A 12,921-nucleotide genomic window follows, 5' to 3' on the forward strand; every position below is an offset into this window, starting at 1 on the left:
TTTACACTGATACAATTATCTCAGGCCTATGTTGTACCTGAAAGTTGCACGATTGTGCAATAAAGCAAAAGTGATTGGCCTTGTGGTGTAAATCTATAGCAAGTTCCTTTTTCGAACTATCAGTTATAGTGACTTTAGGATACAAGGTTACCTCAGTAAATTTGCCTGCTCCCGTATCATCCTGCTCCATAGTGCCGGTAGCATTATCTTCGTATGCGGTTACAATAATTCCTGCATCGGCACACAAGTGCAAATACCACAGCATATGACATGATGAAATTGATGCAACCAACATGGTTTCGGGATTATGTTTGGTTTCGTCTCCTCTGAATGCTGTATCGCTAGATAACGCAAGTGTTTCTTTATTAGCTGCATTTAGATTAAAATTGCGACTATAGGCTGCATAGTTGCTTGTGCCAGTGCCATTATTGCCCGTCCACGCTATGTTAAGTTGGTAATGGTGTTTCTTGCTCATGCTATAGAGTAATAATTATTTTATAGAATCTTTAGAGGTATGCATCATAAAACCAAATCGCTTGCCAGTTTCAATATTAGTAGACGTGCGTGTTTTTATTTCTAGCAACGTGGTTTGTATCATACTATCGTATGGCATAGCTTGTGGATCAATATCAATACAATATTGAAGTATATCTTGTAACATCGAATTTACCTTTTCTTCCGAAACTACATCGGTATCGAAGCGATTGTAAAGAAGGCCAATTTGTTTTTTGCCTTCCATAAAAAAGTGTTTCTCTTTATTTACAAAAATTCTAGCTACAAGTAATCCTAAGTCCTGCTCACGATTGAACTTGAAAGTGTCGGCCGAAAAGTTGTACACATAAATCATCCCACAAAAGGCTAATAGCGGGTCTTTTTTTGTGTAATTTAGTTTGAGAATGGGGTGCGAATGATCAAAGGTAAGCACCGAAGGATGCATGATAAAAATGAGAACTTCGTTGGCTACTTTAAAATGAATTTCGAGATGGCCACGGTCTTCAAATACTACCTGCAAGCGTGGGTCAGATGCATTAATGGCTGCTTTAAGGCTTTGTTCAAGTTTTAGTAGCTCTGCTTTTATTAGTTCGAAAGCGCTTTTGGTACTTGCAAATACATCAAGCGCTGTACTTCCTTTGTTTATTAGTCCCTTTATTATTGGTTCTGTCATCAAGTTACTTTTTATAATTAATTAATAACAACGCAAAGTTATTAAAACTGTTTTTAGTCAATTAAAATAAAATTTTAAACCTTTTGCAACGTTTACTTTTACAAACAAATAATATCCTATCATCTGTGCGCAAGTTTCGCAACATACTAATTATAGTAGCAGCTGTTTTTTTTATTTACAGTTACCATAAGCAAATTATGCGGGTAGGGTACAAGGCGTATAGGTATATTAAAGCAAAGCGGGTAGTGCCTGTATATGGCAAGCATCAGTTTTCATTTCCCAATAAGTACGCTATTCATGGAGTGGATATATCTAAATGGCAAGATGAAATAAATTGGAGGCAACTAAAATCATGTAATCTTGATGGTGATACCATTCAAATGAAGTTTGTATTTATAAAAGCAACTGAAGGGGCGCTGTACGAAGATCCTATGTTTAGCGACAATTGGGAGGCGGCCAAAGAAGTGGGAATAGCCAAGGGCGCATATCATTTTTATCGACCTAAAATTAATTCGACTATACAGGCAAGTAATTTTATTCAAAGCGTGCAACTGATGAAAGGCGACCTTCCTCCGGTAATTGATATTGAAGAAACCGATGGTAAATCGAAAAAGGAAATCGTAAAGGGGTTAAAGAATTACATTGAAATTATCGAAAAAAAATATGGAGTAAAACCAATCATATATAGCAATGTCAGTTTTATTGAAGATTACCTTGCCGATGACTTTTCGGAATATCACTTTTGGGTAGCGCATTATTATGTAAGCGATTTACACAAGATACCCGGTATCAAAAATTTATTTTGGCAACACCATGACAAAATCAGAATTTTTGGTTGCGCCAATCAAATTGATGCAAATGTTTTTTTAGGAGATGAAGGACTTTGGAAAAAGCTGCTAATTAAATAGCCAAGGTTATTTTGCCGTATGCAAATGGAATTGCTCATGACCGTTTATAGTTACTACATGGAGTATATAGGCTCCATGTTTTAAGCGACCTACTTCAATCATTTTTTCAAAATTAGTTCGCCCCGATTTAAAAATTCCGGTATGAATGATAAGCCCTTCGCTGTCTAGCAAACTTATTTCGATATCACCAATTTGGTCATCACAGCTAAGCAACAAGGTATAATTGCCTGTAAGGTCCGACCTTAGCAAACTTTGTACTTTCATTTTTTTGTGTTGGTGTAAGTAATGTGGTTAGTGTATTGTGCACCTTTACAATACGAAACAAAAGTATTAATTAGGAAGTTGCCATTACTCCAAAAAACCAGAACTACAATTAATTTAGTAACAGGAATACTAACATAAAAAACAGACGCAAGGCTTGGAGTTGCCTAATCTTTGCCTTCTATTTCAGTTACACCGCCCGAAATAACAAACTTCATCATCTCGGTGCCCGCGGCATTGATGGGGGTCACATTGCTTACAGGAACAATTACTAGTTGCCCATTAAAGCCATATGAAAAAGGAAGATATACGGCAACTTTGTGTTCGCCAAGCCCAAGTTCACTCCGGTCGCTTTGGGTAATAAAACCGATACGTTGTACCTGTGCCTCTTTTTCTACCAACACCAGTACAGGATGATTAAATCGTTTTTTTTCGCCCACAAACGCTTCTATCAAATCTTTAATACTTGAATATATTAGTTTTAATAATGGAGTGCGTTCAAATAGACTGTCAATAAAAAGCAAAACCGGATTGCGCACTATATGAGTGGTTAGTATTCCGAGTAAGGTAACAATCCCAATGATGGATAATATTCCCAAGCCCGGCAATTCGAATGTATAATCTTTTGTAATCCGAATAGGAATATGAAATGGAATAAGACTATCTACCCACGCTATGCCCTTTAACAAAATATATAAAGTAAGTACAACAGGTACTGTAACAAGCGCGCCTTGCAAAAAATAGTTGAGCAGTATTTTTATAAAGTTTTTCATTGAGAATTTTTTAATTTGCTTTGGCAAAATTAATACGCCCAGGCTATTATACTTGCCGTATTTTAATGTAAATATTTCAGTTGTTAACATCTCAAACTTGCAAGCGATATAAATTGTAGCTATACTTGAAGCATCTATAAAACATAAAGAGCTGTCACCAATGAAGAAAATACTAAATCTGTTTATCGCGCTCCTAATGGGCATTAGTGCATCCATGGCGCAGGAATCGCTTAAAGAAAAAGAAGTGCCTAAGCCTGTTATCGAAGCATTTAAGGGTGAGCATAGCGATGTGGAAAAGGTTCGATGGGAAAAATATAAGGGCCGCTATCAGGCAGTTTTTTCTGTCGAAAAAAAGGAAACGACCATTGCCTATGACAGAACAGGAAAATTATACAGTACCCAAAAGCAAGTTGATAAGACTGAGCTACCCACAGGATGCGAGTCGTACCTGAACGAAAAGTTTGAAAAAACAAAAATTCTGGATGTGCTTAATATTAATATCAATGACAGTATTGTGTACTCAGTAGCCATGAAATGCAAAAAGGGCGACTATGAAATATTCTTTGATAAAGACGGAAAGTATTTAAAAAAGAAAAGTTACAACTAAGACGATATACGTTCTCTTGAGTTAGTTTAAATTTCCATTTCAGGTTCGTTGCCGGTGGTCATAAGTTTTCCGGCAGTTGCATTTATTACCTGGTCTACGGATATGCCCGGTGCACGTTCTACCAGTCGGAATCCTTCGCCAGCTATCACATCAACTACGGCAAGTTCGGTTACTATACGCTTTACGCAACGCAAACCGGTAATTGGCAAACTGCAGGAAGGCAGCAACTTCGATTCTCCTGCTTTGTTTACATGTTGCATGGCAACAATAATGTTTTTTGCCGATGCAACCAAGTCCATTGCTCCACCCATTCCTTTCACCATTTTTCCTGGAATTTTCCAGTTGGCAATATCTCCCTGTTCACTAACCTCCATTGCACCTAAAATAGTGAGGTCAACCTTTTGCGAACGTATCATGCCAAAACTCATAGCACTATCAAAAAACGAACTGCCCGGCAAGGTGGTTACTGTTTGTTTGCCAGCATTAATAAGATCGGCATCTTCTTCGCCTTCAAAAGGAAAAGGACCCATACCTAATAATCCATTCTCGCTTTGCAATACAACAAGCATTCCTTTTGGTATATAATTCGCCACCAAGGTAGGTATGCCTATACCAAGATTTACATAATATCCATCGCGCACTTCTCGCGCTATTCGTTTCGCAATACCATTCTTATCAAGCATTCTTCTTAATTTTTTTTACAAATAAAATTTTTTAGTTTGAGCACTGCAAAATATGTTAATAATAACTTATTTAATGATTCTGTAGTTTTGATACGGACGAATACTTATTCCCAGGTAATTATCGAGCCAATTAATAAGCCGGTACTTTAAACGCAGTTTTTTATAAGTTAAGTCGTGCTCAAATTTCCAGTTTTTTGAAGCAATGCGATTTCGCATTACTTCGGGATGTGTTCCTTTAAAAGGAATAAGTGAGTCAATTCCTGAATAATCAAATTGATTTTCTTTGCTCACCATTTGTTTTACAGTTTCATCGCTGTGCCAAAGTTTATGAAAACTTTGTTGTTTTAGCTGTTGCGCTTCGGGTGGTTTTACCCATCCATAGTGATAGATAAATGCATCGGCAGGTTTTACTTTCAATGGTTTGCCGTTACATTGAAACCCCTGTGCATCGCGAAAAGAGATAATCTGTTGATTTCTGCGTATAATGCGTACCTCATGCTTATACCACTTTCGCGAATCAGCAACATAATCATACGAACCGTAAAAGTGAACGTAGTTGAAAACTAAACCCTGCACCCTCAGGTCATCTTTGTAGGTGTACATCTGATTACGTATATGGTTACCGTAACGCTCGTGCACTACCTCATCGCCTTGTATATAAAAACACCAGTCTGCTAGCGGATTGGTCGCGTTAAAGGCTTTCATGGTTTCTTCTGCCAATACCCGGCCTCCGGCACGGAGCGTATCGTCCCAAACCGTTTCAATTATTTTTATTTTAGGGCTTTGTATAGATTGTATAAGTTCAAGCGTATTATCGCTGCTCTTTCCAACTGCCACCACCACCTCATCGCAATAAGGTAAGATGGATGCAATGGCTTCGGTTACAGGATAATCAAAGGTAATGGCATTGCGAATAAATGTAAACCCGCTTACAAACATGGCATAGGTTGTAGATTATTTACAGGCAAATATACGCTTGCCTTTTAGGCAGCCAATTAATTTGCTAAACAATATACATTTACAATTGCTTAGCAAGCAAGGCAGCTATCTTTTGTTGCCCTATTATAGGTAGTTATCGTAGGTAAGGGCTTAAGTTAAACTGGTAGTATTAAAAATAGATGTAAGTTGGTAGAACTGAAAAAAAATAAAAGCCCCGCTATTAGCGGGGCTCGATTACTTTTGCTGGCGTATTAATAATTAATTGCCATTGCCTTCTGATAGGTAATTGCGCTTGCCTTTTTCTACTCCGGCCTCATACACCATCCAATAAATGCAACCAAAAGCAGTAAGAAAAATGAATATCCAATTGGTTAATACACCTATATATGGAAGAGGTTTGAACAGGAAAAGGAAGATATCTCCTATAAAATGCCAAAATGCTGAGTACATACTATTAAAAATTGATTCTAAATTTGCGGCAAAAATAATCAATACTTTATTGTAGGCAAGGCCTTTATCTTATATGCTAAAGATTCTTAAAACATCTCCCATTTTTCCCTTAATTTTTATGGTGGTGTGCGGCATATCGGGCTGGGCACTTGGCTTTACAAGGTATTTCAGAGTCGATACTACGGCCGATACGCTTGTTGCGCAATGGCTAATGTCCTATTTTCAGTCATTGCCCCACCGGATTACCATCATTATACTAACTTCGTTAGTGATACTGCAGGGGTTTTATTTAAATTACATTATGAACCGCAACGAAGTCTTGTATAAGAATTCGTGGTTGCCATCGGTATTTTATGTATTGATAATGGGATTGTTTGCCAGGAATTTCACCTTTTCAATTCATATAGTGGTTATTTCGTTAATCTTAATAGTGCTTAATAATGTATTTCGACTTTATAAGTTAAACGAAGCCAAGTCGTTAAATTTTGATACAGGTGTATTGATAGGTGTAATAGCGTGTTTACAACCTCAGGCGGCTTTGTTAATTGTGTTTTATTGTACGGTTATGTTCATTTTGCGTGCGGTAGTATTGCGCGATATACTCATTGCCTGTCTTGGTTTTACTTTGCCATATCTTACAGTTGCCACCACCTGCTTCATACTCGATATACCCATGTCTTTTGACCGCATAACAGGCTTTAAAGCAATCGGTGTTTCCATTCCTTTTGTAGACTATTATCATAAGGTTTCAATTTTTACTTTAGTACTGCTCCTATTTTGCCTTACTATTTCGTTGCTTAAACTATCCGGAAATTTTTATAAAAATGTTATTAGAACGCGTAATATGCAACAAGTGCTTTTTATACTTTCCATTTTTGGCATTGCATATATTTTTGCTTTCCCAAATGAGAATTCCTTTCGCTATACTCTTTTTATTGTCCCATTGTCTGCATTAGTTTCTTACTATTTTGTTGCGGCCAGAAGATGGCTCATTGCCGAAATTCTTTTTACACTTATCATTGGGCTTATGTATTTTAAACTTTACAAAGCCTCTTAATTCTTATTCTCTAAGCGCTGCATTTACTTCCATTTTTATCATTGGTGGCGCTAGCGTATGCGTATAGTTGAATTCAAATATAGCATCTGAACGAAGTGAAAAAAGTTCGAGTTTTTTGCCAATTGATTGTTGCAGAGAATCGAAATGTTCAGCGTCTTTTATGCTTGCCTGAAGCAAAAAGGTGATATTTAATTTTTCTGAAGTAATATCAACCTTGATTTCAATATCGGGCGTATGCACGATAAACAAATTGCTGCAGTAACCAGCCAACTCGCACAACAGCAATGGCGGAAGGCTCCATTCCTCAGCTTCTTCTGCTCCGGTAATTTCTATTGTAAATCGAATGCGACTATCATGTGCCAATTTTATAACGTGCATTAATGTTTCCAATAATTGTATTTCGTCTGTTAGCTTTACTGTGTCGGTATTACTTATAGCAAGCACATTGCGCATGTATAACGATAGTTTGCTTAGCAGTAAATTGGCATTATCTACATCGCCCGATTTTATTTTTTCATTTATACTATCAAGACACAAAACTACAAATGCCGGATTATTGCGGGTTCGGTTTATTCGATTTTTGAGTAGACTACTTTGCTCCTCTACTTCTGCTTGATGAATACGCAACTCTTCGGCTGTTTTGCTATGTTTTATACTCTCTCTTTTTAACTTATAATAATTGGAACCTACTCTGAATAAAAGTATTGTCAATACTACCATGATGGGTATGAGTAAGTAATACAACTCCTGCCAACTCATTTTGGTTACATGCAAGTATTCATTTTTGCTTTCCAATTGGTGCCGTTGTTTGTCTTGAATGCTTAATTTATAAGCTTGTTGCAGGGCGATAATATTTTCATGGTTGGTAAGTGAAGTAATGCTATCCTTTAATAGTTGATTTTGTTTAAAGGATTCATAGGCACTCTTGTAATCTTCAAGTTTATACTGGGTGTTCACTAGTAGGTCGAGTCCTTCAATCAATAATTGATGCGAGTGTTGCTTTTTTAGCATAGGTAGTAGTTGCGTTAGACTTGCCTGTGCGATTGCGAATTTTTTTTGTGCTAACTCTGTTTTTATTTCAGCTATTTTTAGTTTGTGTAAAAGTTGTTCAGGTAGCTTTTGTACTGCAGTTTCTTTGGCTTTGGCAATGTTGGCGGCAGCTTGTTGCACATCTCCCTTCGCAAGATAGGCATCGCATAAGGCAATGAAGGCTTCGGTAATTTCTGATTTAATGCCTAGTTTTTTTTGAACTGCCAGATTATTTTCTAAATACTTGATTGCAACGTTATGTTCATTTTTAGCGGAATGTGATTTTCCTAGAAACAAATTATTTTGGCCAATTCCAGGAGTAATACCTTGTTGTATGCATATGGCAAGTGACTTTTCAAAAGTAGGAATAGCCTCATTAAAATTTTTCCAGTCATAATACATGCGGCCTAGCGAGTAGGTTGCGTGCGCTTTAGCGCCCGCGTTTACTTCTTGCCGCTCAGCAACCTGAGCAGCTTCTATAAATGATTCGAGTGCCTGTTGCTTCAATTGTTGCTGACTTAATATATACCCCCTGTTACATAATGTTCCAGTCAGAAAATTGAAATCTTTTGCTGTTCGGCCATGTGCCAATGCCGAATCATAATACCTGAGTGCCAAGTTGTTTTGGTTATAGTTTTCGTAAAATCGAGCATAATAACTATACGCCCTCGACAATAACAAAGGGTTTTGGCTACTATGTGCCGTATCATACAATTTAGCTACACATTTATATGCTTTTGCACTATCGTTGGTGAGAAAATATCGTATTAGCTCAAAATAGGATTTTGCCAGTGTTGTATCGTTTGCTGATGCTTTAATCTTTTTTTCAAGAGCAAGAGCAATCGTGTCCGCTTGGGCAAATAAGTAAAAGCCATTGTGCATGCTAACGAAAAGCAATAAACAAAACAGGTAATGCTTGTAACGCTGCATTCTTAAAAAATTAATATTGGGTGTAACGGAATCAGAATGGTGCAAATGGTGCCTGTAGCATTTCCGGCTGTGTCTGTCAAATCAGCAATATTAAGCGCGCCTGTTTTACCTTCAACAGTTTTATAATAGTTGAGCCTTTCATTTAAATTAAGTAACGCTTTCGATTGGTGCCCTGTTTTTTTGTTTGTAAGTGACGATTGCTTGCGGCCAATACCATTATCTGCTATCGTTATATTGAGTGTGTCGTTTGTTGCGCTAATGGTAATATCAAGTTTTTTAACCCCTTCCTTTTTTGCCAGCCCGTGCCATATAGCGTTTTCTATTAGCGGTTGCAGCATCATAGTAGCAATGTAGGTGTTAGGTTGCACGATCGCTTCATCAACAATTATCTTATAATGCAGGGTATTCCTCAATCTTAGGTTTTCAAGTTCAATGTATTGGGTTATAAATTCAATTTCTTTATCCAATGTAATTAATGCTGATTGGCTATGATTGCCAGCAAGTTTGAAAAGAGTTTTTAATTGCACCGTATATTTTGAAGCATCATCTAATTTGTTTTGATCTAGGCAAAATCGAATTGCGCTCAATACATTAAACATGAAGTGGGGATCCATTTGTGCTGTGAGGCTTTGTAATAAAAGTTGATGATTTAGTTTTTCTAGTTCTAGTTTGTGCTTACTATTGGCTTTGTTCAGTTCCAATAATACACCATGCCTTTTTCGTTGTAGCCGATTTTGATAAATAACCATACCAATTAATAAGGCAATCGAAAAAAGTAAAATCGATATCAACAAGATGTTTTTTCTGATGCGGTCAGCATTGAGTTCCAGTTCGCTGTTTGTGGTAATCAAATTCTTATTTCGTTTTTCCACAGCAATAAGATCAAGCCGTTTGCTATGATACGCCACCGTTGAATCATAATTCGCATTCATGCGAATGTGCTTTAACGAATCAATTGCTTTAGCAATTTTAATAGCTGATTGGTACTGACCGGAATTAATTGATTGTGCTTCGAGGTGGGATAAGGAGTCCAGGACAATTGCATTATTATCTGCAACTATGCCTTCTTGAGATATTTGACCTTGGCAAAGCTTGCCAATCAAAACGAATATGAAAAAACCGGTTCGCATAAACTGATTCTTAAAAATACCCGGTGAATATTGGAAACTTAATACAGGAAAACTAATCGTTGGCACAAACTCAAGAGCTAAGTTTTTCCTTTACCTTAATGCCGGTAACAAAATACTTATCTATTTCGCATTTGTTTTCATATGGGTTACGTTGCGATATGGTTAATTCACCCTGTCTTTTATTATTGTTTATTACAGCCATAATTAGGAATACATGGATGTTGATTACACCTCACGTGCGCGAGGTTCATTGTTGTATTTGTTCTTTTTAAAAAAGCATAAAAAATTGTATGTGTGCACATAATTGATAAGGAATTAAAATATTATTAAATAAGGAGTTGTAGTTTAGTAATGTTGTTAAAGCTGGCCACAAGCCAGCATGGTCGCGCATCCCGGCAATAGTAAATTAATAAATGGTGGTATTTCGTACATACTTATTAATGTATATTTGGTAAATATTAAAAAAAATAAATAAGAAGCAAATATATATTGTATGCATTTTCTTGTAAAATAAGTTGGTTTGTGTTGTATAAAATCATAGCAAAACGAAGTGAAAGTTTATTCTAATTAAACATCTTGTCCTTCCAATACCACCAATTTAATTTCCCTTTTTAGTATTTTTTTCTGTGGCAAAATATGCGACACAACGAGAAGTGTACAGCATACAAATGTCGTGTCTTATTCTGGTGATGGTATTTAAGTAGGGGGTAGTATATGCCATTCCACTATCCACATATACACTGTCGGTTAAATAAAAATTTAATTGTCGGTATAAATTTTATCGCACTCTATTATTTTATTGGCAATGGTAAAGTACTTGCTTGCACTGCCGGATGCGGTGCTCTTAATGTAAAACTTTTAAAGTTAATTTTCTAAAAAAAACAAAAATATGATTGATGCAGCTTTTTTTTAAAAATAAAGTAGATATTAATTATGATTGCTATTAAAAAAAAGGTATTTGCTTTTAAAATATTTTAATGAATAGGACACTGCTTCATACGGGTTTGCGAAAGCACTATTTTAACCCTTGAACAAAGTACATATCTATTTCGCCTTTGTTTTTAGCTTGTACTTTACCACGGTGAATACAATGAAAGCTATTCTTAATCAATTCATAAGTAGTACCACTGATGTTCACTTTTCCAACCTCGCCACTACTTTCCATACGCGATGCAGTGTTTACCGTGTCGCCCCAAATATCGTAAGCGAATTTTTTAATCCCTACAATCCCAGCTACTGCCGGACCGGTATGAATTCCTAATCGCAGTTCGAAAAATGGAAGTCCTTTTGCTTCTCTGTCAATTTTATTTTTTTCAATAAACTGTTGCATCTCTAATCCGGCCTTTACAACATCATGCGCATGCGTTTCATTTTTTACAGGCAAACCACCGGCACACATATAGGCATCACCAATGGTTTTTATTTTTTCAATGTTATGCCGGGTTACTATTTTGTCAAACTCACTGTAACAGCTATTAATTTCTGCAACCAACTCTTCGGGCGTAAGTTTTTCTGCGGCTTGTGTAAAATTTTTGAAGTCGGTAAACAGAACGGAAATCAAATCAAAACTCTTGGCTTTGGCAGAACCGGTTGCTTTTAATTCTTCGGCTGTTTCGGCTGGTAAGATGTTCAGCAATAATTCATCGCTGCGTTTTTTCTCTTTGGCTATTCGTATTCGTTGTTTTAAAAATATGGATGCAAATAGAGCAACGATTGCAAAGCCTCCAATAAATCCATTGCGAACCAACTTTTGTCTTCTTATTTCTTGTTGTTGTAATTCTTTGTCTTTGGTAAGCAATGAAATCTCGCCTTCCTTTTTATCAAGTTCGTAAGTAAACGAAAGGGTTCCTAGTTTTTTATCGGTTTCAATATTGTATAAGGTGTCTTTTATATTTAATAGTAAGGTTTGATATTTATATGCATTGCTATAGTCGGCAAGTTTTCCATACGATTCGCTCAACCCTTGGTATGCATCTTTTAGTTCAGCGTTTGCATTTAGTATGATAGCGCTATCTTTTGCTTGTGTAAAATATTTTATAGCCAGGTTTGCTTCACCTTGCTGCTGATGTGTTTTAGCAATTGAAACTAATGATTGGGCCACATCTAATTGCGCACCTAAATTTTTTGCAATTTCATACGCTTCTTCTTGGTTTTGAAGTGCCTTTTCAAATTCTCCTTGTTTTGCATATACCTTACCCATAAGGTTAAGGGTGTAAGGAATATTTTCGGAACCTTCTTGCGCTGCCACGGCCTTCTTAAGATACATAAGTGCCGAGTCGTTTTTTTGTTTCACAAAATATATCTCACCCACATTTGCCAAGGCGGTACCTAAAACATCTAGCGCACCAATGTTTTCGGAGATCTTTATTCCTTTTAAATAATACTCAATTGCCTTATTATGCGTAGCTACTTTATTATAGTACACACCACCAATATTAATACAAACTGTTGCCAGGCGCAGCGAATCATTTATCTCTTCCGAAATTTTTAATGCCTGTAAATAATAATCCAATGCATTGGCATCATCACCCTGATTAAAATAAATGGCACCGAGGTTGCTCAATATGTTGGCCATTCCTGCTTTATCGCCTACTTCTTCAAAAACCTTTTTCGACTCGGTCCAATGTTCAATAGCATTTAAGTACTCTCCCTGCATATAGCTTACAATGCCCAAATGTTTTTCAGCTAAGGCGATGCCTTTTTTATAGTTTATTTTTTCAGCAAGTTTTTTTGCGTCTGCAGCAAGCTTGCAGCCGCTTCAGGGCTCGAGTTAAAGTACGTTTTCGTTAATGTATTGAGCAAGTTAACTTTTGTACTGTCGTCCTTGGTGATATTTATTAATTTACGAAGGCTATCACTTTCTGAATTTTGACAATATGAGTTTGATACGGTTAGTAGCCCGGCCGTTAAAACTAAAAGTAAAATCCATTTAGACAAGGTGTGCATTTAAAGTCGGCTAATGTATAAAATATTGAGAGTAGGTTTATGA

At 36.6% G+C, this 12,921-nt stretch carries 13 protein-coding genes; 3 read left to right on the forward strand and 10 right to left on the reverse strand.

What is annotated here, in order from left to right; all coding sequences use genetic code 11:
* Window position 1: 1 nt before the first annotated feature.
* Together IPO27_05040 and IPO27_05045 are read right to left on the reverse strand one after the other, a co-directional pair.
* Window positions 2-475, reverse strand: coding sequence for an OsmC family protein (locus IPO27_05040; GenBank protein ID MBK8845962.1), 474 nt, complete (start codon window positions 473-475; stop codon window positions 2-4).
* 15 nt (window positions 476-490) lie between these two features.
* Window positions 491-1,165, reverse strand: coding sequence for a hypothetical protein (locus tag IPO27_05045; protein MBK8845963.1), 675 nt, complete (start codon window positions 1,163-1,165; stop codon window positions 491-493).
* Between the two features lie 83 nt (window positions 1,166-1,248).
* On the opposite strand from IPO27_05045, the gene IPO27_05050 reads away from it, so the two are divergent.
* Window positions 1,249-2,073 carry a glycoside hydrolase gene (locus IPO27_05050; protein MBK8845964.1) on the forward strand — a complete coding sequence of 275 codons (825 nt, stop codon included), beginning with the start codon at window positions 1,249-1,251 and terminating at the stop codon, window positions 2,071-2,073.
* A gap of 6 nt (window positions 2,074-2,079) precedes the next feature.
* Here the strand turns inward: IPO27_05050 and IPO27_05055 are convergent, their stop codons facing one another.
* Window positions 2,080-2,337: a hypothetical protein gene (locus IPO27_05055; GenBank protein ID MBK8845965.1), complete on the reverse strand. Its 258-nt coding sequence runs from the start codon at window positions 2,335-2,337 to the stop codon at window positions 2,080-2,082.
* Window positions 2,338-2,501: 164 nt separating this feature from the next.
* A complete protein-coding gene (locus IPO27_05060; protein ID MBK8845966.1) occupies window positions 2,502-3,107 on the reverse strand; it encodes a DUF502 domain-containing protein in 606 nt (201 codons plus the stop codon).
* Window positions 3,108-3,267: 160 nt separating this feature from the next.
* Between IPO27_05060 and IPO27_05065 the strand changes: the two genes are divergently transcribed.
* Window positions 3,268-3,714: a PepSY-like domain-containing protein gene (locus IPO27_05065; GenBank protein MBK8845967.1), complete on the forward strand. Its 447-nt coding sequence runs from the start codon at window positions 3,268-3,270 to the stop codon at window positions 3,712-3,714.
* Window positions 3,715-3,740: 26 nt separating this feature from the next.
* Here the strand turns inward: IPO27_05065 and IPO27_05070 are convergent, their stop codons facing one another.
* The 3 genes from IPO27_05070 to IPO27_05080 form a co-directional block, all read right to left on the reverse strand.
* Window positions 3,741-4,397 (reverse strand): CoA transferase subunit B, encoded by a 657-nt coding sequence (locus tag IPO27_05070; protein ID MBK8845968.1) that lies wholly within the window; start codon window positions 4,395-4,397, stop codon window positions 3,741-3,743.
* A gap of 66 nt (window positions 4,398-4,463) precedes the next feature.
* Entirely contained in the window at window positions 4,464-5,336 is an 873-nt protein-coding gene (locus IPO27_05075) for a glycosyltransferase family 2 protein (GenBank protein MBK8845969.1), read from the reverse strand.
* 258 nt (window positions 5,337-5,594) lie between these two features.
* Window positions 5,595-5,786 carry a hypothetical protein gene (locus IPO27_05080; protein MBK8845970.1) on the reverse strand — a complete coding sequence of 64 codons (192 nt, stop codon included), beginning with the start codon at window positions 5,784-5,786 and terminating at the stop codon, window positions 5,595-5,597.
* A 73-nt stretch (window positions 5,787-5,859) separates the two neighbouring features.
* Between IPO27_05080 and IPO27_05085 the strand changes: the two genes are divergently transcribed.
* Window positions 5,860-6,843 carry a hypothetical protein gene (locus IPO27_05085; GenBank protein ID MBK8845971.1) on the forward strand — a complete coding sequence of 328 codons (984 nt, stop codon included), beginning with the start codon at window positions 5,860-5,862 and terminating at the stop codon, window positions 6,841-6,843.
* Window positions 6,844-6,846: 3 nt separating this feature from the next.
* Here the strand turns inward: IPO27_05085 and IPO27_05090 are convergent, their stop codons facing one another.
* The 3 genes from IPO27_05090 to IPO27_05100 form a co-directional block, all read right to left on the reverse strand.
* Window positions 6,847-8,802, reverse strand: a complete 1,956-nt coding sequence (locus tag IPO27_05090; protein ID MBK8845972.1) for a tetratricopeptide repeat protein — start codon at window positions 8,800-8,802, stop codon at window positions 6,847-6,849.
* A 2-nt stretch (window positions 8,803-8,804) separates the two neighbouring features.
* Window positions 8,805-9,905 (reverse strand): histidine kinase, encoded by a 1,101-nt coding sequence (locus IPO27_05095; GenBank protein MBK8845973.1) that lies wholly within the window; start codon window positions 9,903-9,905, stop codon window positions 8,805-8,807.
* Window positions 9,906-10,947: 1,042 nt separating this feature from the next.
* Window positions 10,948-12,606: a tetratricopeptide repeat protein gene (locus IPO27_05100; GenBank protein ID MBK8845974.1), complete on the reverse strand. Its 1,659-nt coding sequence runs from the start codon at window positions 12,604-12,606 to the stop codon at window positions 10,948-10,950.
* Window positions 12,607-12,921: the final 315 nt, after the last annotated feature.

The sequence above is a fragment of the Bacteroidota bacterium genome (assembly GCA_016714535.1).
GTDB lineage: Bacteria > Bacteroidota > Bacteroidia > AKYH767-A > OLB10 > JADKFV01.

Coding starts and splice junctions, on each gene's coding strand:
- IPO27_05040 (MBK8845962.1), bottom strand. CDS start 475: ATGAGCAAGAAACACCATTACCAACTTAACATAGCGTGGACGGGCAAT.
- IPO27_05045 (MBK8845963.1), bottom strand. CDS start 1,165: ATGACAGAACCAATAATAAAGGGACTAATAAACAAAGGAAGTACAGCG.
- IPO27_05055 (MBK8845965.1), bottom strand. CDS start 2,337: ATGAAAGTACAAAGTTTGCTAAGGTCGGACCTTACAGGCAATTATACC.
- IPO27_05060 (MBK8845966.1), bottom strand. CDS start 3,107: ATGAAAAACTTTATAAAAATACTGCTCAACTATTTTTTGCAAGGCGCG.
- IPO27_05065 (MBK8845967.1), top strand. CDS start 3,268: ATGAAGAAAATACTAAATCTGTTTATCGCGCTCCTAATGGGCATTAGT.
- IPO27_05070 (MBK8845968.1), bottom strand. CDS start 4,397: ATGCTTGATAAGAATGGTATTGCGAAACGAATAGCGCGAGAAGTGCGC.
- IPO27_05075 (MBK8845969.1), bottom strand. CDS start 5,336: ATGTTTGTAAGCGGGTTTACATTTATTCGCAATGCCATTACCTTTGAT.
- IPO27_05080 (MBK8845970.1), bottom strand. CDS start 5,786: ATGTACTCAGCATTTTGGCATTTTATAGGAGATATCTTCCTTTTCCTG.
- IPO27_05085 (MBK8845971.1), top strand. CDS start 5,860: ATGCTAAAGATTCTTAAAACATCTCCCATTTTTCCCTTAATTTTTATG.
- IPO27_05090 (MBK8845972.1), bottom strand. CDS start 8,802: ATGCAGCGTTACAAGCATTACCTGTTTTGTTTATTGCTTTTCGTTAGC.